The sequence below is a fragment of the Streptomyces sp. P9-A2 genome (genome assembly GCF_036634175.1).
GTDB classification, from domain to species: Bacteria; Actinomycetota; Actinomycetes; order Streptomycetales; family Streptomycetaceae; genus Streptomyces; species Streptomyces pratens.
The window spans coordinates 6,961,843-6,985,097 of record NZ_JAZIFX010000001.1 but is presented as its reverse complement, the minus strand read 5'-3'; the positions used below and the strand labels follow the sequence as shown (position 1 = coordinate 6,985,097).

Here is a 23,255-nt window from a genome sequence, read left to right as displayed (position 1 = left end):
GCGGGCCCATGGCGGTCATGTCTGCCGCAGCCTCCTCCAGACGGCCTTCGCCGCGTTGTGCCCGGACATGCCGTGGACGCCGGGGCCGGGCGGGGTGGCCGACGAGCAGATGAACACGGCCGGGTGCGGGGTGGAGTACGGGAACAGGGAGAGCTTGGGGCGCAGCAGGAGCTGGAGGCCGCTGGCGGCGCCGGAGCCGATGTCGCCGCCGACGTAGTTGGCGTTGCGGGCGGCGAGTTGGGGCGGGCCCGCGGTGGCGCGGGCCAGGACGCGGTCGCGGAATCCCGGGGCGAAGCGTTCCAGTTGGCGTTCCACGGCGTCGGTCAGGTCGCCGGTCCAGCCGTTCGGGACATGGCCGTAGGCCCAGAAGACCTGCTTGCCGGCCGGTGCCCGGGTGGGGTCGGCGACGCTGGGCTGCACGGTGATGAGGAAAGGCCGGTCGGGGGCACGGCCTTCCCGGGACGCGGCGCGCAGGGCGGCGCCGATCTCGGCACTGTCCGCGCCGATCTGCACGGTGGTGGCCCTGTGGGCCTCGGGCGCGGTCCACGGCACGGGGCCGTCCAGCGCGTAGTCGAGCTTGAAGACGCCGGGGCCGTAGCGGTAGTTCGCGTAGTGGTCGCCGAAGCCGGCGATGCGGGCGAGGGCGGTGGGCGAGGTGTCGAAGACGTACGCGCGGGCCGGCGGCAGGTCGTCGAGCCGCTTGACCTCGTAGTCGGTGTGGACGGCGGCGCCGAGGTCGTGCAGGTAGCCGGCGAGGGCGTCCGAGATGGCCTGGGAGCCGCCGCGGGCGACGGGCCAGCCGCGGGCGTGCGCGGCGAGGGCGAAGACCAGGCCCACGGCGCCGGTGGCGAAGCCGCCGAGGGGTGCCATCACATGGGCGACGAGTCCGGCGAACAGGGCCTTGGCCCGCTCGTCGCGGAAGCGGCGCATCAGCCAGGTGGAGGGCTGGAGTCCGGCGAGGCCGAAGCGGGCGAGGCCGATCGGGTCGCGGGGCAGCGCGGTGAGCGGCAGGGACATGAAGTCGCGGGCCAGGGTGTCCCATCGGGGCAGGAAGGGCTGCACCAGACGTCGGTAGGGTCCGGCGTCGCGCGGGCCGAAGGAGGCGGCCGTCTCGCCGACCGACCGGGACAGCACGGCCGCCGTGCCGTCGAGGAAGGGGTGGGCCATGGGCAGGTCCGCGTGCAGCCACTCCAGGCCGTGACGCTCCAGCGGGAGGGCCCGGAAGGCGGGCGAGTTGATGCCCAGCGGATGGGCCGCGGAGCACGGGTCGTGCCGGAAGCCGGGCAGGGTCAGTTCCTCGGTGCGGGCGCCGCCCCCGACGGTGCCCCTCGCCTCGAACAACGCGACGGAGAAACCGCGCCGGGCCAGTTCCACGGCGGCGGTCAGTCCGTTCGGCCCCGCGCCCACCACGACCACATCGAGCATCGACACCACCTTCGGAACTCCTTCGTCGGCCGACGGCACCCGGAGGCGGCCGGGGGCGATCGAGAGCGATCGGGAGACCCAGGATATGCCGGGGCGCCGACACTCTCCCGGCCCCTGGCGATCTCCCGGCCCTAACGACCTCACCCGCGATGGGGAGTGGATCGGCGAGCGGCGTCATGCGGCTTCGTATCCAAGGCGGAGGAGGGAGTGATGGCGGAGCCATCGCGACCGACGACAACGCCGGAGGCGAAGCCGCGGGGCGTCGGGAGCCCGCTCGCCATCGCGGGTGAGGTCGTAAGTGACCTCCCGCTCCCGGGTGGCCTCCGCCGCGTGACGCGGTGGCCGAGGTGTCCCCTGCCCGGTGCGGGCGTCCTGTGCCGACGACGCCCGGTGCCGGTACGGACCCGACGACGAAGGGCGCGCCCTGTGGCAACCCGTCCCCGGCCGGTCGCTGCCGGTGCCGCAGGTCGAAAGGCCGTCCCCCGCGCCTCACCACCTCGCCCGGCGCGGCGGACCTCGTGGTCAGGCTCCGGCCGACAGCAGTCCCGTCACCCGGCGGGCCGTGGCCTCGTCGCGGGCCGCGGTGAAGGGGAGGTCGTTGCCGCCCGTGATGCGGAAGGGCTCGCCGGCGCGGGTCAGGTGGGCGCCGCCCGCCTCCTCGACGAGGAGCAGGCCCGCCGCGTGGTCCCAGGCGGCTTCCCAGCAGAAGGCGGTGGCGTCCGACTCACCGCGGGCGACGGCCAGGTACTCCAGTCCGGCCGAGCCGCAGGCGCGGGGTGCCACGCCGTCCGTCCTCAGGCCGAGGAGGGAGCGCTTCTGGTCGTCCGTCGTGAAGTCCGGGTGGGAGGTGGCCACGCGCAGGTCGCGGTCGGGGTCCGGGGAACCGGCGTGCAGCCGCACGCCGTCGAGGAAAGCGCCCTGTCCCCTTACGGCGGTGGCGAGTTCTTCGTGGACCGGGGCGAACGTCCACGAGGCGTGGACGACTCCGCCGAGCGCGAGGGCGACCAGGGTGCAGAATCCGCTGTCGCCGTGCACGAACTGCCGGGTGCCGTCGACCGGGTCGACGATCCACACCGGCGCCTCGCCGCGTATCTCCTCGTACGACGCCGGGTTGGCGTGCACCGCCTCCTCGCCCACCACGACCGAGCCGGGCAGCAGGGCGAGCAGCGCGTCGGTGAGGTACAGCTCGGCCTGCCGGTCGGCGTCGGTCACCAGGTCGTGCGGGCCGGACTTGCGGTCGACCTCGTGGTCGGCGAGCCGGCGCCAGCGCGGCATGATCTCCTGTGCGGCCGCCTTGCGGACGGCGTCCTCCACGTCGACGGCGTGCTGTGCGAGAAACTCTTCGATGGTTTCGTTGTCCTTGATCATGCCTCCCATGAGAACATGCCCCACTGACAAACCCCACCCGTTCGGTGCACTCCAGGTGGTATCCGTATGAATATGGGTCCTCGGCCCGACCGGGTATGGGCTCAGCGGCCCACCGCGTAGCCCTGCATGCCGCGCGGGTTCGCCGCCGCCGAGAGCACCCCCGTGGCCGGATCCCGGGCGACCGCGCACAGCCTGCCCTCCGACCAGGCCTCGCCGACCGTCACCTCATGGCCCCGGCGCCGCAGCTCCCGCACCACCGCCGGGTCCGTCCGGGACTCCACGGTGACGCTGCCGGGGCGCGTTCCGCGCGGGTAGAAGGAGCCGGGGAAGCTGTCGTGGTGCCAGTTCGGGGCGTCGATCGCGCCCTGCAGGTCGAGCCCGCCGCGGACCGGGCCGCGCAGCGCGACGGCGAGGAAGAAGTGCAGCTGCCACTGGTCCTGCTGGTCCCCGCCGGGCGTACCGAACGCCATCACCGGCACCCCGTCGCGCAGGGCGACGGACGGGGTGAGGGTGGTGCGGGGACGGCGTCCCGGCGTGAGCGTGTTGGGCAGTCCGTCCTCCAGCCAGGTCATCTGGAGCCGGGTGCCGAGGGGGAAGCCGAGTTCGGGCACGACCGGGTTGGACTGGAGCCAGCCGCCGCTCGGGGTGGCCGCGACCATGTTGCCCCAGCGGTCGACGATGTCCAGATGGCAGGTGTCGCCCCGGGTGGCCCCGTCGCCGGAGACCTCCGGTTCGCCCGGCACGGGGGACGTGGGGTGCTTGGCGACCGTCGGTTCGCCGACACCCGGCACGACGGCGTCCCTCCTCCGGCCCCCCGCCTCGCGCGGGCCGCCCGCGCCGGCGGCCGCCGCGCGTGCCTGCGCGCTCAGTCGCGGGGTGCGCCCGCCGGGACTGCCCGGCCTCAGCACCTGTGAGGCCCGGGGTCCCACCCGGGTGCGCCGCTCGGCGTTGTACTCCGCCGACAGCAGGTCGTCGAGCGGCACCTCGGCCGCGTCCCCGTACCAGGCCTCCCGGTCGGCCATGGCCAGCTTGCTGCCCTCGATCAGCAGGTGCGTGTAGTCGGCGGAGCCGTACGGGGGCAGTTCCGGCGGGAGCAGGGCGAGCTGCTGGAGCAGGACGGGGCCCTGGCTCCAGGGGCCCGCCTTGCACACGGTCCAGCCGTTCCAGTCGTACGTCGCCGGGGTCTCGTACGTCGCCGACCAGCCGGCGAGGTCGGCGGCGGTCAGCGTGCCGGTGCGGTGCTCGCCGCTGGTGTCCAGGGTGGGCCGCCCGGCCTGACGGACCAGGGCCTCGGCGATGAAGCCGGTGCGCCACACCTCCCGCGCGGCGTCGATCTGCGCCTCCCGGCCGCCCGCCCCGGCGACCTCGGCCAGCAGCCGCCGCCAGGTGGCCGCGAGGGCGGGGTTGCGCAGCAGCTCGCCGGGGCGGGGCGCCCTGCCGCCGGGCAGGTACACCTGTGCCGAGGAGGTCCACTCCGTCTCGAACAGCTCCCGTACGGTCTCGACGGTCCCGCCGACGTTCTCCACGGGCGCGTGTCCATGCTCGGCGTATCCGACGGCGTACCGGAGAACATCGGCGAGGGAGCGGGTGCCGTGGTCGCGCAGCAGGAGCATCCAGGCGTCGAAGGCGCCGGGCACGGCGGCGGCGAGCGGTCCGGTGCCCGGGACGAGGTCCAGGCCGAGCGCCCGGTAGTGGGCGGCGCTCGCCCCGGCCGGTGCGACGCCCTGCCCGCACAGCACCCGCACCTCGCCGCCGGCGGGCGCGAGCAGGATGGGCACCTCGCCGGCCGGTCCGTTGAGGTGCGGCTCGACGACGTGCAGCACGAAGGCGCCCGCCACGGCCGCGTCGTACGCGTTGCCTCCGCCCTCCAGGACGGCCATGGCCGACTGGGACGCCAGCCAGTGCGTGGACGACACCATGCCGAAGGTGCCCTGAAGGGTGGGGCGGGTGGTGAACTGCATCTCTCACCTCGGTGTGTGCGTGCCGACGACCTTGCCCGTCCTCTCTGCCCGCGCCGGGGAGAGTCCGGGGAGTTTCGGTGGCGGACGTGTGGTCCGCCGAAGCGTCTGCGGACGATGTGTGGCTGACACCGACGCCGGTGGAAAAACCTGCGGCCACCGCGGCGGGCGGGCCCCGTCCTCCCGCTCAGCCGTTCGCTCCCGGCGCCCTCAGTGGTCGCAGGAAGCGGCTCGGTTCGCCGCTCCAGGTGATGACCAGGGCGTCCCGGGCCCGGGTGGCGGCGACGAAGAGCAGTGAGCGGGCTCGTCGCAGTTCACGCTGATGGCGTGTTCTGTCGGTGCTCTCCCAGGCGTCCACGGACGAGCGGGGGACCTTGCCCTCGGAGACACCGGCGATGATCATGCACCGGTATTCCAGCCCCTTGAAGCGGTACATGGTGCCGACGTGGACGCCCTCGCCGCCCTTGGGGCCATCGGAGGTGATCTTCGTCGCGACGATGCCGCGCCGGGCGAGCCGGCCCACGACGTCGTCCGCCATGTCGTTCGTGGGCACGCAGACGGCGACGGACTCACGAGCGACGTGGTGCCAGGCCCGCACCTGCTCGGCCACGAGGTCGAGCTCACCGTCCCAGCTCTCGGCACCGCGCAGCCATGGACGCATCCCGTGCAGCACCGACCGGTACCCGCCCAGGTCGTCCGTGCCGCCGTCGAGGTCGTCGTAGTCCGTGCCGTCCAGCAGGTGGGTCGCCGACTTGAGGATCTCGTGGGTCGTGCGGTAGCTGAGCGTGAGCCTGGCCGACCGGCCGCGGATGTGGACGCCCAGGCTGCCGAGGGTGACCTGGTTGTCGTAGATGCGCTGGTGGGTGTCGCCGACCAGGAAGAGGTCGTCCGGTTCCTGCGGGGCCATCGCGCGGAGCATCTTCCAGTGGGCGGGGCTCAGGTCCTGGGCCTCGTCCACGACGATGTGCCGGTAGCGGTGGCGCAGCCAGGCTCCGGTCCCCGACTCGGCGTGGATTTTGCCGGGGCCCGCGTTCTCCTCCTGTCGCTTCCTGCGCTCCTCGATCTTGTGCCGACGGGCGATCTCCAGTTGGGCGGCGCGTTCGGCGACTTGGCGGTACGTTTCCAGGCCGCTCACTTCCAGCCGTTGCGTGAAACGCTCGGCGAGCTGCCAGATCTCCGCGCGGTCGGGGCGGGTGACGCTGCGGCCCCGCCCGGCGCGCCGGGCGCGGAAGTACTCGGAGCGGGAGGCGACGGCCTGTCCGAGGATGACCTGGTTCCACTCGTCGCTCAGGAATTCGGCGTCCCACCGGTTCTCGCCCGTCTCCAGCAGGAGTTGGCGCCATTCGAGCAGCGCCTGCGCGTCGTCGATGCGGCGCTTGCCGCTGCCGGGGGCGGACTCGCTGACCACCCTCGTCGCCAGCTGGTCCACATGGGTGATGTCGACCCGGGCGAGCGTTTCGGGGCCTCCGAGCGACATCAGGCGGGTGCGCAGGTCGGCTGCGAGATTCCGGTTGAACGTGGTGAGCAGGACGGGCTTGGTGTGGCCGGGGGGCAGGCGGTCGACGAGGTGTTTGACCCGGTGCAGGGCCACGATCGTCTTGCCGGTGCCGGGGCCTCCGCTGACCCGGGCCGGGCCGGAGTAGGCGCGGTGGACGAGCTTCTCCTGGGTGGGGTGCAGGAACACCTTCCACCGGCCGAAGTCGCCTTCCTCGATGATGCTCTGGAGGGAGGCGTCGTCCGTGATCACCACGGTCTGCGAACGTTCGACGGCGGTCTGCCAGTCGTCGGTGTCGACCGGCTCCCTCGCCCCGTCGTCGCGCCGGCCGGTGAGCGGGTCGGTGACCTGTTGCATGACCTGGTCGTAGGGGACGCCGTCACGGAGCCTCAGGAGCACCTCCCCCGTGTGCCGGGGCGCGTACTCGGCCAGGCCCAGGAGTTCGTCGTCCGTGGTCAGCTTGAGGACTATGGGGACGAGGGGTTCCGCGACGCCCAGATCAGCCAGTTGTTCCGCGGTGAACTCGGAGAACAGCCGGGCTTCGTCGTCGGCAACGGGCCCCGGTTCGGCCACGGGCCGCGGCTCGCTCTCGGGCCGCGGCTCGCTCTCGGGCCGCGGCTCGGCCGGCGGGGGCGACAGTGCCGGGGGCAACGCCGGGGACGGCTCGGCGGGGGACGCCTGGGCCGTGGGCGCCGTCGGCCGCAGCACGCCTTCCTCGACGACCTGGAGGTCCACGTACTCGATCGCGCCGGTCACCTGGTTGATGCCGTACGTGAGCCGGTCGAGGTTGCGGTGGACGTGACCGCGGTGCTTGACGGAGACGAGGAGCCAGTCGTCGCCGGCCAGGCGGAGCAGGAGGGCGCGGTACTCGCGGTTGACGCGCGCCGACCAGAGCCGGTCGTGTCCCTTGAGCTGCTTGAGGTCGAAGCCGCCCGCCTCGGGGTTCTTGCGGAACTCGTGCTGGAACTTGTACACCGCGCCGACGATCGCCCGGTCCAGCTTGACGATCTCCTTGTCCGCCTTGTCGAGCAGCCGCAGGGTCACGCTCTTGGTCGGCGTGCCGGGGCCGGTGCCGGTCATCGTGCTTGCTCCTCAGGGTCGTTCAGGTCATCCGGTGCGGCGTGGGGGCCGGGAGGCGGGCCGGTCAGTGCGTGCGCCAGTTCCTCGACGGTCCACCCGGTCGCGGGGCGGACCAGCCAGTCGGCCCGCGCGTACGCCTCGTCGCGGCGCACGTCGTCCGGATCGGGTTCGCCCTCCGCGTCCGACAGGGGGGCCAGGACGACGCCGACGCGGTGCGCGGGCCACGCCAGTTCGGCGGGCCAGGCGTCCTGGCCGAGTTCGAATCCCGCCACGGGTGCCGGCACGCCCCCGGCGGCCAGTCCCTCGGCCAGCTCGGCGAGACCGGGTTCGTCGACGAGATAGGCGAGCACTTCGTCCCAGGCGGGGTCCCGTATGGCTCCGCCCTGGTCGGCCACGGCTTCGGCGGGGTCCTTCACCGTCCCGGCGGGGGCGCTCGCCTCCTTCTCGGCGGTGCTGGCGTCCGGGGACGACGCGGCGCGCGTCTCCTGCCCGGCGGCCTGCCGGCGCGACTGGAGCCAGCCCGCGCCACCGGTCACGGCGAGTTCCACGGGGTCGAAGCCGGACAGAGCGCTGCTCACCAGCTGCACGCCGTCGCCCTCGCCGTCGTTGAGGAACTGGAGCAGGTTGGACCAGTACAGCCAGGCCTGCCAGCGCCTGCGGTGCGCGTTCTCGTCGGCGGCGATGGTCTCGGCGCCGTCGTCGAGCACGGTCAGGGCGGTCCACACCGCCGCGGCCTGCCCGCGGCGCAGGTCGAGGGCGATGGTGAGGGGGCAGCCGCTGCCGTCCCGGGTCGCCATGACCTGTACGCCCCCGCGTCCGCCGGCCAGCCGTTTGCCGGCCAGCGCCTCGGCGACGCGTTCGGCGGTCCGCGGTCCGTCGGCCAGGGCCCGGCTGGTCGCCGAGACCGCGGCGAATCCGGCGAGGGCGCTCTGCACGCGCCGCCGCCAGACTCCTGGGTCGGGGGTGGTGAGGTAGCCGATCAGGGTGTTGACCGGGTTGTTCCACACGAAGCGCGGCAGGTCACGCGGGTCGCCGCCGTGCATGCGCCGGTGAAGGTCGGACGCTGTCTTTTGCGCGGTGTTCCGGTAGGGCTCCCACACCGGGTCCAGGGGTGGTTTGCTCCGGCCGGTCCAGGCCCTGACGTCGTCCCAGGTCAGCTGGAAGACCTGCCAGCCGTGCCCGGAGCGCAGCCGGGTGCGTTTGGCGGCGTCGGCGGCGACGCGGTTGTGTTCGGGGCTCGCGTGGTAGCGGTAGCCGTCGAGGTAGACGGCGACCCGCCGCCGGTCGTCGTCGAGGCTGCGGAAGACCACGTCGGGCACGGTGAAGCCGAGGTCGGTCTGGGTCTCCATGCGCCAGCCGCTGACCGTGCCGTCGGGCGCCGTGAAGCGCAGGGTGGTGTCGCGTTCCCCGTCCGGGCTCTGCGAGGTGCGCACGCTGACGTCGTCGTCGTCCTTCGCCCAGTCGAGCAGTCCGCGCCGGAACAGCGCTTCGAGTTCGCTCTCGACCTGCCGGACCAGGGAGATGTCCCGGGTGGTGTCCGCTTCCTCGGCGTGCCAGCCCTCGCCGGTCCGGCCGAGCAGTTCGCCGAGCATGTCCAGGGCGTGTTCGCGGGAGACCAGTTCGTACTCGTTGTCGGCGACGTGCCGCAGCAGGCAGCGGTGGCAGGCGGGCCGGCCCTCCGTGACGCAGACGCAGCTCTCGATCGCCTGGCGGGCGCGGGTCAGTACGTCGTGCAGGCCGTCCGGGCCGGCGAGGCGGTGGAGGTAGCCGGTGCCGCCGGGCAGGGTGTCGTACAGGACGAGGAAGTGCCTGCGGACGTCGCCGTCACCGCCCGGTTCGGGCATCGAGTCGGTGACCACGGCCAGGTGGTCGGGGTCGCCTCCGTAGCTGCGGGCGATGCCGGCCAGCAGCAGCGCCTTGAAGGAGGCGAGGCGTTCGGCGGTGTGGGCGGTGACGGCCGGGATCAGGATGCGCAGGGCCTCGCTGCGCAGTTCGTGGGCGAGCAGCAGTCTCACGCCCTGCTGGGTCTGCCGGGTGCTGTCGACGCCGTCGCGCAGCCGGGGGCACCAGGGCCGGTGGTACTTCGTGGCGTTGACCGGTACGAGGCTGTCCTGCTGCTGGGCGGCGGGCCCGCCGTCGGCGTCGGCGAAGCCGCAGGCGTCGCAGACCCAGAAGGGGTTGATCCGGACACGGCGGCCGGCGAAGGCGTCGTCGGTTCCGGTGTCCACGCGGGAGGTGCCGACGTTGATGTGCCGGATGACGGCCCGTCGGCTGAACTCCCAGCCGAAGGTGGCCTTGTGGTGCTGCCAGGCGGAGTCGATGTGCTCGCGCGGGATGTCGACGGCGGGGATCACGGTGTAGTGGCGCCGTTCGCGTTCGTCGGTGTCGTCGCGGACCCGTACGTCGTCGCGCTGGTCGCGGGCGAGGACGCGGTGCGGGACCAGCACCTTGTGCAGGCATCCGATGTCGCCGATGGCGGCGGAGCGGCAGCGCGGGCAGGCGGTGGAGTCCTGCTGCGCCCGGTGGGTGCGGACGTGTCCGCAGTCGGGGCAGATCCGCCACCACAGCCAGGAGGGGCGGCCGGGGCTTCCGACGTCGAGGCCGGTGATGCGGTGCTTGTAGCCCTGGACGTAGTAGTGGTTGCCGGGTGCGAGGTCCTCCAGGGCGAGGCGGGCCGAGCGGTCGTACTTGAGCACCTTGCTGCGGTGCTGGACCTCACGGGCCCCGCCGTCCTGGCCGGGTGCCTCCTCGCGCCAGGTGAGGGTGGCCTCCAGTTCGGTCACGGAGTCGACGAGGCTGTAGTTGGGCAGCAGGCCGAGGTCGACGAGCGCGCCGTGCGCGGTCTCGCGGCCGAGTTCGCCGGAGCGGCGGGCGACCGCGCGCCGTTCGGCGCGCAGTTCCCTGCCCTGCCGTTCGTGTTCGGGGTCGCCCGCCACCAGCGCGCGGTGCGCGGCGTCGATGTCCTGCATACGGCGTTGCAGTTCGCCGCGCCGGTCCTCCCACTGCCGGCGGGCCCGGTCCAGGGCGTCGGCCAGGCCGGTGGCCGCGTAGTGGCGCAGCTCGTCGGCGGCCTGGGGGCTCACGCCCGTGCCGCGGGCCTCGTCCCAGGGCGGGAAGTAGCCGAGGAAGGTCTCCACCAGGCGGGGTCCGGCGGCGCGGGCGGCCCGCTGGAACTCGGCCTGCCAGGCGGACGCGCCGAAGAGGTCGGCGGCCAGGTGCGGCCTCGGGCGGACCGGCCCGTCCCCGTCCTCCGGAGCGGAGGGCAGGCGTCCCGCGGCCACCAGGTCCAGCAGGTGCGCCGTGTACTGGCGGCGCAGGATCTCCACGGCGGACAGGAAGCAGCCGGGCGGCCGGATGTCTCCGGCGATCATCTGCCGGGGGTCGTCGAGGTAGTAGCGGTCCCGGGGGCCGCGGTCGACCATGGTGAGCAGGTAGGCGTTGCCGGTGGCGCGGCCCGCGCGGCCCACCCGCTGCACGTAGTTGGCGGGGCCCTTGGGGAGGGAGGCGAGGACCACGGCGGACAGGTCGCCGATGTCGATGCCGAGTTCCAGGGTCGGGGTGCAGGACAGGACCTGGGGGTTGGCGTAGTGGGCGTCGGTGCCCGCCCGGAACGCCTTCTCGACCGCTTCCCGTTTGGGGCGGCTGAGGGTGCCGGTGTGCTCGGCGGTGTTGATGGTGAAGACTCCGGCCTCCCGGTACATCCGCCGGTAGAAGTCCTCGGTGTAGTCCCGCCGCCGGACGCCGCTCTCCAGGTCCTGGCCGGTGCGCAGGTGTCCGCCGCAGCGGTAGCGCGGGCAGGGCCTGCCGTGCCACTGGCCGGCCAGGTCGGGGTGGACGGTCTGCTGCCAGGAGCACCGGGGGCAGTGCGCGGAGGCGTCCGCGACCGTGTCGTCGGCGAGCTTGCGCACGTGCACGTGGCCGGGCTGGAGCCCGTACACGCGGGTGGTGCCGTCCTTGCTGGTACGGGCCGACAGGACGCCGGCGTCGACGAGGGCGGGCAGCAGCCGTACGAGGAAGGCGTTGGCGGCGTCGGGGCGCAGGCCGAGGCTGCGGCGGGCCCAGTCCTGGTACCAGCCGAGCCGGCCGGTGACGACGTCGAAGTCGTCGCTGCCCTGTTTGGGGCCGCCGAGCAGGAAGGCGGGCGCGGACACGCCGGGCGGGAAGGCGGGCATGCCGGCGGGGCGTCCGCCCCAGACCGCCCATCGGCGCACTCCGGCCTGGTCGATCCAGGGGTCCAGCCAGGCGTGCCGGACGGCGCCGCGGGTGCGCAGCCGTTCCAGGAGGCCGCGGACGTGGCCGGTCCAGTCGTCGGGTCCGGGCAGGGAGCCGTCGGCCAGGGCGATGTCGCCGGGGGTGGTGTGCAGCAGTTCGCGGACGATGTCGGCGACGGCGTCGGGGTCGGCCAGGGGGACGTCCGCGGCGACGGTGCGGGTGAGTTCCAGGGTCCGGCCCTGCCGGGAACGGAGTCCGAACTCCAGGACGGCCGAGAACGCGAGCCGCTGCGCGATGAGCTCCCAGGTGGCCCGCGATCCGTGACCGCGGCCCGCGAGGAGGGTGTCGACACCGCGGACGACGTGCAGGTCGGGTGGGATGACGGCGGCGCGGACGGCCTTGCTGTCGACGACGTCGGCGATGAGGTCGGCCGCCAGGTCGCTGAGCGCGATCGGCTCGTCCTCGTCGATGTGGCCGGCGAGCAGGGCGCGCAGGGAGAAGGTGTAGGAGCGGTTGGCGACGTATCCGGCGCGGTGGGCGGCGTCCTGCACCGAGTCGTTGAACAGGAGGGTCTTGTTCTCCTTGAGGTTCTTGTCGAGCTCGCCGCCGGTGAACAGCTGGGTGATGGAGGCGGCGGCCAGGGCGGCGAGTCCGGTGCCGAGGAAGCGGATGGCGTTGAAGGTGCGGCAGGCCGGGCACTGGTCGCCCAGCGCGGCCCGGTCGTCGGAGAGGTCGGTGACGACGAAGGCGCTGTCGTGCAGGGTTTTCGGCGCGCGGGGGGCGCCGTCGTCGGACGGCGGTTCGAAGTCCGTGTCGGGCGACAGCGGCCGCAGCCGGCCGGTGAGGCCGTCGAGGACCATGACGGTGGGACCGCTGCGGGGTTTCTCGACGGCGAAGGCCGCCTCGTACGCCTGGTGCGGGGTGGCGGCGATGAGGTTGCGCACGCGGCGCTTGTCCCGGCTCACCGAGGCCCGGCGGATCTTGGTGGCGTTCATGTCCAGTTCGGCCGGGTCGGCCTCCGGGGACAGGGCGGCCCAGCCCGAGCGTCCGCACTCGCGGCAGAAGACGGCGGGCAGGAAGACCTGGGCGGGCGGCGTGGCGCTGTCCCCGGCCGGAACGGTCTCCAGTCCGTCGGCGGCGTTCCCGGTGGGCGGGGCGCCCTGGCCCGCGGCCCCCACGGCGGTCCCGCCGCCGCTTCGGACGAGGGCTCCGCCGGCCGCGACCTGCTCGTCGTCCCACCGGAACTCCGCGCGGGAGGCGCTGATTCCGCGCAGGACGCGGGAGACGGACCGCACCCAGTGGTGGATCTCGATGGACAGCAGCGGCCGGTCGGGGCGGCCGGGCTCGCGGGCGGTGGACAGGAGCGCGACGTAGCGGGCGAGGGCGCGGGCGGCGACGGCCGGGTTCTGCTGGACGGCCACGCCCCAGTGGTAGGCGTACCGGGGCAGTACCTCCATGATCTCGGCCATGGTGCGGGGGCGGCCGTCCAGGATCTCCAGGACGGCGGCGGTGAGCCGGTGGCGGCGCAGTTCGCGGCCGAGCTGCTCGGGGCCGAGCCCGCTCTTGCCGGTGAACGCGGCGGCGAGCTGGTCGAGGGCCTCGCGGTCGCGGGTGGGGTCGCCGAGCCCGTCCACCTCCTGCGGCGACGGGAACGGCAGCCTGAAGTCGCTCTCTCCCGCGAACTCCTGGACACTGGCGCGGCTTTCGCCCACCACGGCGTCTTCGGGGAACGGCGTCCCGAAGACCTGCTCCGCGACCTCCAGCATGGATCCGCCGCCCGCGCCGGGCGTGCCCTCGCCGAGGGTGGCCGAGGTGGCGACGGGGCAGACGGGGCCGAGGGGGCGGCCGGGTTCGGCGAGGCCGGTGACGGCGCCGAGTCTGCGCAGCAGCATGGCGACGTCGGTGCCCTGGGCCCCGTCGTAGGTGTGGAACTCGTCGAGGACGACGTAGGCGAGGGCGGGGCCGTCCGCGGACTGCCACAGGCGCTGGTCCTCGGGCCGCTGGAGGAGCAGGTCGAGCATCTTGTAGTTGGTGATCAGGATGTCGGGGCGGGTGTGCCGGATCTCGTCCCGGTCCACGGCGATGCGCGGGTTGGCTTCCTTGAACTCCTTGGACGCCTTGTCTCCGATGTACAGGCCGGCGCGGACTCCGGCGTCCCTGAGCCGGGCGTCCCGGGGGTTGTCCAGGTGGTCGTTGATGCGGTGGGCCTGGTCGGTGGCGAGGGCGTTCATCGGGTACAGCAGGACGGCCTTGACGCCTTCCCGGCCGGCCTCGCGCTCGCGCCGGCAGTGGTCGAGCAGCGGCACGAGGAACGACTCGGTCTTGCCGGAGCCGGTGCCGGTGGTCACCAGGGTGGGCCGGGCCGGTCCGTTCAGGGTCGACAGGCGCTGCCAGGCGGCGGCCTGGTGGCGGTGCGGGCGGAAGCCGCGCGGGTACCAGGTGAGGTGCCGCTGCCAGCTGTCGTCCTCGGCCGCCCGGAAGGGCGTGCGGATGCGCAGGTAGGGGCCGCGGAAGATGCCGTCGTCGGGGTCGCCGAGGAACCGTTCCAGGGCGCGCCGGGTGCTTTCGTCCGCCAGGGCGTACGTCGTCGACAGGTACTGGCTCAGGCTGTCGCGTACCTGTTCGGCGGCGAGGGTCGGTCGCACCCCGGCTTCTCCTTCGGTGGTCCTGGTGGTTCGTCGACGGTGCTGCGGTCCGCCGGTGGCCGGTGTCGCGGTCCGTCCGTGGCACCGTGCGGGTCCCAAGGTAGTCGGAGATCCGGCGGGCGGTCCCGTCCGGTCGGCTTCCACCTGCGGCGACGGCACAGGGGGGTGATCCGGCCGGTGGTCGTGCGACGGCCGGTGCGGTGCCCGGAGGCGGCGGCTCAGACCCCCAGTTTGCGGCCGACGTACGCGACGCGCAGGGTGCGCTCGTCGTGCAGCAGCCGGAAGTGCAGCCGGCCGGGCTTGGGCAGGAACTCGCTGTGCCAGTCGAAGAGTTCGTCGCGTCCGCCGTCGGGGAACCAGCACAGTTTCCGGCGGTGCTGGAACTCGGTGCGCACGTCGGACTTCCACTCGGGCGCGATGGGCCGGGCGGCCGGGTCCCAGGTGGAGACGGCCTCCTCCAGTTCGGCGAGGCGTTCGCGCACCGGCCCCACCCACACCTCGGCCAGGCCCAGCAGGTCGCCTTCGACGCGCGGCAGGAACTGGAGGCGCGGAAAGAGACGGGCCCGCTCCCGCCACAGCTCGCCGCCGGTGCGTACGGCGTCCAGTCCGCCTCTGCGGACCGCGTCCGCGCCTTCCTTGATCCAGGCCCGGTGCGTCTCGTAGTGGTCCGGCAGGGACAGGTGCGGGACGCGGACCTCACTGACGGCCGAGCCGTCCGCGTCGCCCTCCTCCTCGACCAGTTGTTCCCGCTCCAGGGTGAGGTGGTCGGCGGCCCAGCAGGGTTCCACCGGCAGCGAGACACCTAAGCCCTTCATGAGGTGGGCCGCCCCCAGCCCCACCACCGTCCGGCCGTCGTGGCGGTACTCGATGTCGTAGTAGCCCTCGCCGTCGGGGAAGGCCGCCCGGTGCGGGTACTTGGTCTGCATCTGGAGCATGAGCTTCCAGGCGTCCCGGTTCCGTGGGTTGCCGTGCCACTTGCCGATGGGGTGGCCCTGCGCGAGCTGGAGTCCGGTGACCGGTTCCCGCGCGATCAGGACGGTGCCGGGTTTGTCGTTCCGCCAGACCTTCAGGACGGCGGTGGCGAAGTCCGTCATGGCCCGGTCGGCCCTGCCCGGATCGCACGCCGACTCGCAGGATCTCTCGTTCAGAAACAGCTGTGGCACGTCTCCCCCTCCGCTGTCGTCCCCGCGCCGTTCCCCTCCCCGCACCGTGGTGTGCGGGCTGCCGCAGCCCGGTCGGCAGCCGGGCGGCGGGTCATCAGTCGAGCAGCCTCTCCAGCGTGTTCTCCAGCTCGTCGAAGAAGCCCTCGGGCCACTGGTCGAGCCGTCCGTCCCGGTCGATGTGGGGGCTGACGATGTCGACGCCGGAGCCGTCGCGGTCGCCCCGGAAGTAGTGGAGTACGGCCCGCTCGGGCGCCAGCAGCCCCTGCTTCACGGCGAGCCGTACGCCGTTGAGGACGTGGTCGCTGTGCGTCTCGACGACCAGTTGTGCGCCCTGCGCGGCGGCGGACGCGGCGAGGACCGCCATCCGGGTCTGCCCGTGCGGGTGCAGATGCGCCTCGGGGTTCTCCAGCAGGACCAGGGACCCGGGCCGGGCCGTCAGGCAGGCCACGACGATCGGCAGGGCGTAGGTGAGACCGAATCCGACGTTGGTGGGCCGGCGGCGGGGCCCGCGCGGCCCGGAGAAGCCGTACGACAGCCGCACCACGTCGGTGCCCTCGATGGCCGCGGCCTGGATGTCCACGCCGGGGCACAGTTCGCCGATCCAGGCGGCGGCCTGGGCGAGCAGTCCCCGGTCCCTGCTGCCGGGGTGCCGCAGCGGTTCGGGGACGACCCCGTCCCTGCTGCCGTGGTGATGGCGGAGGTAGTTGACGGTGTGCTCGCCGCGTACGCCGAGGAAGCCGCGGCCGATCGCGGTGTGGTGGTCGCGCGGGTAGAACTCGGCGGGCGAGATCCGGTCGGCGTGCAGGTACTGGAACCCGGCCGTGAAGTAGCCGGGGATGACGGCGGCCTCGCCGGGCGGCGGTGTGGTGCCCGCGTTGGTCAGCGGCAGGTCGGCGCTGACCAACGGCAGCAGGTTCTGTTCCTTCTCGTACCCGACGGTCCAGGAGTACCGGTAGGCACCCTCGCTGACCGCGAGGGTGATCTCGGGTTCGTCACCGGTGAAGTCCTCGTGCAGTACGTCCTGACCGGTGCCGAGGCCGACCAGTTCGCCGTTGAGCAGGAAGCCGGTACCGGGCACCGCGCCGAGCTTCAGCTGCCCCTCCCGGGCCGCTTCGTCCGCCCGGTCGAGATCGCCGGCGGTGTACGACTGGTGCAGCAGCGCGAGGGCCTGTAAGACGCTGCTCTTGCCGGAGGAGTTCAGGCCGGTCAGCAGGGTGAGCGGGCCGAGCGGCAGATCGACGTGCTGGAAGGCCTTGAAGTTCGTCAGCGCCAGCCGGTCGATCATCCCCACCGTCTCCCCTGGAAAAGCTCGTTCATCATGTCGAACCGGGTCCGCACCTTCCTCGGGTCGCCGGTGGCGACCGAGATGGAGCGGTCGAAGTCCCAGTCCTTCATCAACCCGAAGAACCCCTTGAGCACACTGTCACGCGACGCTACCAAAAGATCACGCCTGTGATCGTCGAGTACGGCCAGATTGACCGCGACGGCCTCGAACAGGGCCTTGTTGATAGGAGACTTGGCCCTGTTGCCGTGCCACTTCCGGAAGGCGTGGTCGCCGAAGAGGTCCGACGCACAGCGCATCGCGGCCCTGAACTCGATGGCCAGCAGCTCCCGCTGCTCCGGGGTCAGCCGGTTGATCCGGTGCATGGCGTCGACGAGGAACTGGTCGAAGTCCCGTTCGGTGTGCTCGGACGGGTCGCTCATGCGGAACGCCATGAACCGCAGGACCATCTCCCGGTCCGCCATCCGCTCGTTCGACACGCTCTCGCCGGTCGCGGTCAGGAAGGCCGGGTCCTCCGCGAGGTCGGCGAGGTAGTTGCGCGCCGCTCCGCCGATCATGGCGTGCCGGATCTCCTGCGGCTTCAGCGGCATGCCGCCGGTGTTGATCCGGGAGAACACGTTGAACTTGACCGTCTCCGGCGTTCCCTGCTGGATGATGTGCACCACGAGCTGTGTCTCGCGCAGCCGGATCTTGAGCCGCCCGGACAGGTCGGCGTACCCGCGGCCGTGGAACTGCTTGAGGTAGTCCAGCCCCCGCAGCGTCAGCGGAGGCATGCCGACGGTCTCCGGCGCCATGAACCGGGCGATCGCCGTCAGCCGCTGGATGCCGTCCACGACGGCCCAGTTGTCCTCCTCGTCCTGCGCCATGTGGAACGACGAGATCGGGATGCGCAGCAGCAGTGACTCGATGAGGCTGCTCTGCTGGACGTCGCTCCAGATGCCGGCCCGGCGCTGGAAGTCCGGCGCCAGGTCGATCATGCCCTCCCGCAGCCGGGACAGCAGCAGGTCGACGGTGGTCGACTGGGTGTCGATCTTGATGCTCTCGGGCCGGAAGGGCGCCGAGATCGAGTCCGGCGCCTCCTCGGTACCGGCCTCGTCGGCGGGTTCCTCCAGTTCGACGCCCGTCGGCCGGCCGTCGTCACCGACCTCGACCGGCGCGTACTCGGAGAAGAGCCCGGCCAATTCGAGGTCGTCGTCCTCGTCGACCGGCAGATACCGCTGGTACCCCCTGGCCCGCTCGCCCCCGCCGGTCCGCCTGCTGCCGCTGTCCTCCAGGCCCGCCATGACTCCCCGTCGCCGCCCTCGTCCGTGACCGCGCCCACACACGGTGCGTCCGCGATCAGCCAACCCTATAGACGGCGGGCTGTGGCGTCAGTGCGGCAGGTCCGGTTCGGCGCGGACGGTCTCGTCGACCGATGCCCGTCGAGAAGTCGCCGCGCACTCGGAACCGGTTGCCGAAACGGCCGCAGCCCGGTGATCGCCCGGGCCGTCTCGCTTCGATGGAGCCGCCGCCATGAGTACGGCGGGTCCGCGACCGGGGCCAGTGGTCACGGACGTCGACAACGCCAACGGCTCGATGGCCGTCGCCCACCGGTTCACCGACGTGCGCGATACCGCGGGACGGACACCCGCGCCCCGAGCGGGACACACCGTCCAAAAGCATGAGCACTTTGGCCACAACTGCCCTCACGCCGCTCGTTTGAGCACTCACGTGACACTTGCCCGCCAGGTGCTCACACTTTGAGCCGCGTCCGGTATGCGGAGGCGAGGCCCACCCACCCGGGCTATGTGTTCACCCGCTATGTGTTCACCTGTGCGTCGCCCCGTGCCGCGTCACCGACGTGGCGCCGTTGGTACCGGCCGGGCCCTTGGGACATCCCGGGAGCGAGGACGCGCCCACGCATTACCGGACGATTCAGCGAGGTGACGCCGCCTCAGAGCGTGTTTGAGATCTGCCGTGTCCTATAGCGGTAGCGGCCGTTGAGCCTGCCGTGATCGGTACTGGGGGATATCCGTCGGACCTGACCGATGCGCAGTGGGCGCTGGTGGAGCCGCTGCTCCCGCCACCACGGACGGGACCGAAGGGCGGACGGCGCGAGAAGCACCCGCGCCGCCGGATCGTGGATGCGATCTTCTATGTGGTGCGGACCGGCTGCGCCTGGCGGCAACTGCCGCACGACTTTCCGCCCTGGCAGACCGTGTACTGGTACTTCGTGCGCTGGCACGACGAGGGCACCGTCGTCCGCGTCCACGACACTCTGCGCGCCCAGGTCCGCCAGGCTGAAGAGAGGGAAGCAGAACCGAGTGCCGGGCTGATCGACTCGCAGTCGGTCCGCAGTGCTGACACCGTTCCCGCCGCCACACGCGGTTTCGACGCGGGCAAGAAGGTCAAGGGGCGCAAGCGGTTCCTGGTCACCGACACCCTCGGCCTGCTGCTGGCCATCCGTGTCGTAGCCGCGAGCATCCAGGACCGTGACGGAGCGAAGCGCCCGCTGCTGTGGGCACGTCTGGACCACCCGCCCGTGCGGAAGATTTGGGCCGATCAGGGCTTCGCCGGCCGCCTGGCCGACTGGACCGCCCAGATCCTCGGCCGCGAATTGGAGATCGTCCGAAAGGACCCAGGCCAACGCGGCTTCCGGGTCCAACCCAAGCGGTGGGCGATCGAGCGGACCTTCGCCTGGCTGACCGCCCACCGCCGCCTGGCCCGCGACTACGAGACCAGCCCCGCCCATGCCGAGACTATGATCCGCTGGGCCATGATCGGTGTCATGGTCCGTCGGCTCACCCGCAGCCGACCAGCCACTCGACCAGGTCCCCGCCCTCTCTTCCGGGCGGCTTTGTGAGGAAGCGGGCATTTGCCGGGGCGGGGCAATGTCAAGCGTCCGCGGGATCAGCGGATCCACGCGGGCAAGAGCCGGTGCGCACAGGATCGGCGGCGCAGGTGAGGTCTCGGCCGCGGTCTGGGATGATCGCGCGGTGCTGCGAAGCGTTGAGATCACTGCTGAACTGACCGGCCCTCTGCAGGGCGAGGGCTTTCACAACCTGCATTGGCAAAAAAGGCTGGAGCTGAGTCTGGACTGCTTCATCTGCCAACGCACCCGGCGCACGACCTCTTTCCAGCACGGGCAGGAGTACGCCCTGTGTTCGGCTGATGAGGAGCACCCCGAACACCCCACCGCGGCCCGGATCGCCGCCTTCGACATCACCGACGAGCGGGAGCGGGCGGTACTGCGGGCCGTCGTCGACTACTGGTGGGCGCCATTCCACGACACGAAGCGCAACCAAGCGGCCACCGCGCTGTCGCTCACGCCATGGGTCCGCCTGCATCTCGGGTACTACTGCCCTCAGGCCCGACAGTCCGGAACGTTCAGCGTCCAGACCAACGTGATCCGGCCGGTACGCAACACGTGCGGCCATTGCGACCACCCGCTCGCCACCAGCAAAGACGCTCCCGCCATCCGGCTCCTCACCTGAGTCCTGCCCGGGTGCCGTCACCAGGCGAACCCGAGCATGCCCGAGATCTCAAACGCACTCTCAGCTTGTTCTTTATCTACCGTCCGCGTCATAGGGCGGGGACGGAAGGTTCCAGACGGCGTCTGACCGGCTGACAACCTTCTTAAGTTCGCGGGCGCTTCGTGGTGATATGGCCTGCATCACGGTGTCGAGGAGGGCTCGGGCTTCGAGGGGGTTGCCGCAGCAGTACCAGTGCACGTTGCCCCACTCGTAGTCGTGCCACAGAGCACGCTCGGGCTGGTGGACGTAGTCCTTCCACAGGCCCACAGCCGCGCTGACGTCGCCTGGCTGCAGATAGTTGCGGGTGCGCTCGAGACGGATGATCTCGGACAGTGCACGCGAAGACAGGCCGTCGATGACTGGCCTTGCGCCCGTTGTCCGGTGGCCGGTAGGGGCGCCGGCACGGATCTGTCCTGGCCGTCTACGCGGCATGGACCTTTCGGTTCGTCGTCATGCGGTACATGGTGCCACGGTCTCGAATGGCGTCTCGAACGGATTCGCTCGCACGGGGATTCGCCGGACGTGGGGGCGGCCTTCGTCTGATCCTGTGCTCCGACCAAGGTGCACGTGACCACGACGAAGGCCGTGAGGGTGAGTCTGCTGCCTGATGCTGTCCGGAGGGAAGCGTTCGCAGATGCGTCACGCTTCCGGGGTGAGTTCTATGAGTGTCTGACCGCTCGGCGCGACGAGTTGTTCGAGCTGGTGGACGCGATGCTGTGCGCTGACGGTGCGGTGAAGTCACCGGTGGATTTGACGCTGTTGCCTGAGCATCGGCGTGGGCACGGTGCGATGTACGGCGGCCTGAACCACGGCAGGATCAACATCGATCGGTTGCAGACGGTGCTGGCCGGGCTGTCGCTGCCGCGTTTCGACGGCGGGCGTCTGGTCCTGGCGGTCGATGTGTCGCCGTGGCTTCGCTCGGACGCGCCCTGCTCGGCAGAGCGCCTGTTCTGCCACGTCTACGGTCACGCAAAGGCAGCGTCGCAGTTCATTCCGGGCTGGCCCTACTCCTTCGTGGCAGTGCTGGAGCCTGGCGCCACGTCCTGGACCGCGATCCTCGACGCCGTGCGGCTGGGTCCGGTGGACGACGCGACCGCCGTCACCGCCGACCAGCTGAGAGGTGTCGTCGAGCGGCTCATCACCGCTGGTCAGTGGCAGGCCGGGGATCCTGCCATTGTGATCGTCAGTGACGCGGGCTACGACGTGACCCGTCTGGCCTGGGTGCTGCGCGACCTGCCGGTTGAGATGGTCGGCAGGGTCCGCTCCGACCGCGTGATGCGTCTACCAAAGCCACCGAGAATGCCCGGCGTCAACGGCCGGCCACCCAAGCACGGCCCGGAATTCCGCTTCACCAAGCCGGAGACCTGGCCGGAGCCCGCAATCACCACGATCACGGACACCAGCAACTACGGCAAGGCCGAAACCCAGGCATGGGACCGGGTCCACCCCCGGCTCACTCACCGTTCCTCCTGGCTGGACCATGAGGGCGAACTTCCCCTGGTGGAAGTGACGTTGATCCGGCTGAAGGTTGAGCACCTGTCCAAAGACCGGGATGCTCCGCCGGTGTGGTTGTGGTCCTCGAAGACTGGCGCCACCCCGGACGACGTGGACCGCTTCTGGCAAGCGTTCCTGCGCCGCTTCGACCTGGAGCACACCTTCCGCTTCGCGAAGCAGACCCTGGGCTGGACCACCCCGAAACTCCGCACTCCTGAGGCCGCGGACCGCTGGACCTGGCTCCTGATCGTCGCTCACACCCAGCTCCGGCTCGCCCGGCCCCTCGCGGAGGACCTCCGCCGACCGTGGGAGAAACCGACCACCCTCGGTCGGCTCACCCCGGCCCGGGTCCGCCGGGGGTTCAGGAACATCCGTGCCCACCTCGCCTGTCCGAGCCGTGTTCCCAAACCTCGTGGCACCGGTCCCGGACGGCCACCCGGCGCCAAGAACAAACACCGGGCACCCCGCTACGACGTCGGGAAAACCGTCAAACGCCCCGAGACCCTCAAGGCCATCGGCAAGCCCGGAAGATCTTGGTAGATAAAGAACAAGCTCAGATGGTCGGGGTGTCGTCAACAGCCGGCTTGTGAACCTCGACAACCAGTTTCCGCCCCGCGGAGAACTCGACGAATTCCGCACGGGTGGGGTAGGTGTCGATCGCGCGACGGTCACGCATGGGGCTGTCGCCTCCCTTGCGCCCCCGGGGAATCTGCTCCTCGAAGATGTCGACCTTCACGTCGGGAACCTCTTTGAGGCCCTGGCGCCATATCTGCACGATGTCGGCGCCGAACGCCTGCCGGGCCGCAGCGTAAAGGGCCGTGAGGGCCCCCTTGTCCGCACCAGGGACGAAAAGCGTCAGGTCCAGCACGACACCGGCGGACTGGAGGACCTCGATGGTCACCGAGCCGCCCTCGTCGGCCAAGTAGATCCCGGCTTCGTCCTCGCTGTCGGGAAGGCAGGAGACCTCTTCCTTGAATATGGTTCTCGCCGTGATCGAGCCGCCCTTGAAATCCTCACCGGACTCGGTCAGGAAAGCAGGGACATAGCAGTCGGGAAGCTTGAGTTCTGCCGTGTCGGCGGAAACGAAGACCCTGTCCTTCACACCGAGCTTCATCACCTCTTCCAGCGAGAGGCGGCGAGCGGCGATCTTCTCCGTGTTCACGATTTCCCTTTCAGGTTGCACTGTCCCTCCGAACAAGGACGCTACCACGAAACCTTGAGGTCAACTGCCCAGCAATCTCAGGGTAAATGGCCTCCGAGGACCCGCACGGGAGGATACCGAAGCGAGTACCGCTCGGCCGGGACACGCATCCGCCAACCAGTATCCCTCGTCATGATGTTGGAGATCAACTGGCGGTTGCATTTCGGTGCGTCGAGTAGCGCGGAGGAACCAGAAGAAAGCTTACGGTAGATATCACCCATATCGCCTCCGCGGAGGTGGCTGCGAGGTAAGGCGAACCATTCGTCGTGCATCTCGAAGAGCGAAGCAGAAAGCAACCGGATGGTCCGGCAACGCAACAACGGAGACCCCCACCGGCGGCTTCCGAATGGAGCGCGAACCGGAAGTCGCGTACTGCCGGGCCCTCTTCGGTCAGGACTTCGGCGTAGTCGGCTGACGCCC

Annotated in this window: 12 protein-coding genes; 3 read left to right on the top strand and 9 right to left on the bottom strand. The window is 71.4% G+C overall.

Translation table 11 applies throughout. The features are described from left to right. Nucleotides 1-15 precede the first annotated feature (15 nt). From V4Y04_RS31555 to V4Y04_RS31520, 8 genes are all read right to left on the bottom strand, one after another. Nucleotides 16-1,425 carry a phytoene desaturase family protein gene (locus V4Y04_RS31555; protein ID WP_332433056.1) on the bottom strand — a complete coding sequence of 470 codons (1,410 nt, stop codon included), beginning with the start codon at nt 1,423-1,425 and terminating at the stop codon, nt 16-18. Nucleotides 1,426-1,947: 522 nt separating this feature from the next. Further along, the gene (locus V4Y04_RS31550) at nt 1,948-2,793 is read right to left on the bottom strand and encodes an inositol monophosphatase family protein (protein ID WP_332431771.1); all 846 of its coding nucleotides are present in this window, start codon (nt 2,791-2,793) and stop codon (nt 1,948-1,950) included. A 101-nt stretch (nt 2,794-2,894) separates the two neighbouring features. After that, nucleotides 2,895-4,754: a gamma-glutamyltransferase family protein gene (locus V4Y04_RS31545; RefSeq protein ID WP_332431770.1), complete on the bottom strand. Its 1,860-nt coding sequence runs from the start codon at nt 4,752-4,754 to the stop codon at nt 2,895-2,897. Between the two features lie 184 nt (nt 4,755-4,938). Then, nucleotides 4,939-7,326 carry a UvrD-helicase domain-containing protein gene (locus V4Y04_RS31540; RefSeq protein WP_332431769.1) on the bottom strand — a complete coding sequence of 796 codons (2,388 nt, stop codon included), beginning with the start codon at nt 7,324-7,326 and terminating at the stop codon, nt 4,939-4,941. Then, nucleotides 7,323-14,183, bottom strand: a complete 6,861-nt coding sequence (locus V4Y04_RS31535; RefSeq protein WP_332431768.1) for a DEAD/DEAH box helicase — start codon at nt 14,181-14,183, stop codon at nt 7,323-7,325. The genes V4Y04_RS31540 and V4Y04_RS31535 overlap by 4 nt, the downstream gene beginning before the upstream one ends. A 218-nt stretch (nt 14,184-14,401) precedes the next feature. Next, nucleotides 14,402-15,346 (bottom strand): hypothetical protein, encoded by a 945-nt coding sequence (locus V4Y04_RS31530; protein WP_332431767.1) that lies wholly within the window; start codon nt 15,344-15,346, stop codon nt 14,402-14,404. 94 nt (nt 15,347-15,440) lie between these two features. Beyond that, entirely contained in the window at nt 15,441-16,631 is a 1,191-nt protein-coding gene (locus V4Y04_RS31525) for an AAA family ATPase (protein ID WP_332431766.1), read from the bottom strand. Beyond that, nucleotides 16,628-17,911 carry a DUF262 domain-containing protein gene (locus V4Y04_RS31520; protein WP_332431765.1) on the bottom strand — a complete coding sequence of 428 codons (1,284 nt, stop codon included), beginning with the start codon at nt 17,909-17,911 and terminating at the stop codon, nt 16,628-16,630. Before V4Y04_RS31520 ends, V4Y04_RS31525 begins: the two co-directional genes overlap by 4 nt. 707 nt (nt 17,912-18,618) lie before the next feature. Between V4Y04_RS31520 and V4Y04_RS31515 the strand changes: the two genes are divergently transcribed. The 3 genes from V4Y04_RS31515 (at nt 18,619) to V4Y04_RS31505 (ending at nt 22,174) form a co-directional block, all read left to right on the top strand. Continuing rightward, nucleotides 18,619-19,470, top strand: a complete 852-nt coding sequence (locus V4Y04_RS31515) for an IS5 family transposase (protein WP_332431764.1) — start codon at nt 18,619-18,621, stop codon at nt 19,468-19,470. A gap of 133 nt (nt 19,471-19,603) precedes the next feature. Beyond that, nucleotides 19,604-20,101 (top strand): hypothetical protein, encoded by a 498-nt coding sequence (locus tag V4Y04_RS31510; RefSeq protein WP_332431763.1) that lies wholly within the window; start codon nt 19,604-19,606, stop codon nt 20,099-20,101. A gap of 630 nt (nt 20,102-20,731) precedes the next feature. Continuing rightward, nucleotides 20,732-22,174 (top strand): NF041680 family putative transposase, encoded by a 1,443-nt coding sequence (locus tag V4Y04_RS31505; protein ID WP_332433055.1) that lies wholly within the window; start codon nt 20,732-20,734, stop codon nt 22,172-22,174. A gap of 13 nt (nt 22,175-22,187) precedes the next feature. On the opposite strand, the gene V4Y04_RS31500 is transcribed toward V4Y04_RS31505, so the two are convergent. Beyond that, the gene (locus V4Y04_RS31500) at nt 22,188-22,796 is read right to left on the bottom strand and encodes a hypothetical protein (protein ID WP_332431762.1); all 609 of its coding nucleotides are present in this window, start codon (nt 22,794-22,796) and stop codon (nt 22,188-22,190) included. Nucleotides 22,797-23,255 lie beyond the last annotated feature (459 nt).

Bases quoted from the DNA above. Each gene is read 5' to 3' on its own strand.
- V4Y04_RS31525 (WP_332431766.1), bottom strand. From the start codon at position 16,631: ATGATCGACCGGCTGGCGCTGACGAACTTCAAGGCCTTCCAGCACGTC.
- V4Y04_RS31545 (WP_332431770.1), bottom strand. From the start codon at position 4,754: ATGCAGTTCACCACCCGCCCCACCCTTCAGGGCACCTTCGGCATGGTG.
- V4Y04_RS31555 (WP_332433056.1), bottom strand. From the start codon at position 1,425: ATGCTCGATGTGGTCGTGGTGGGCGCGGGGCCGAACGGACTGACCGCC.
- V4Y04_RS31520 (WP_332431765.1), bottom strand. From the start codon at position 17,911: ATGGCGGGCCTGGAGGACAGCGGCAGCAGGCGGACCGGCGGGGGCGAG.
- V4Y04_RS31540 (WP_332431769.1), bottom strand. From the start codon at position 7,326: ATGACCGGCACCGGCCCCGGCACGCCGACCAAGAGCGTGACCCTGCGG.
- V4Y04_RS31550 (WP_332431771.1), bottom strand. From the start codon at position 2,793: ATGATCAAGGACAACGAAACCATCGAAGAGTTTCTCGCACAGCACGCC.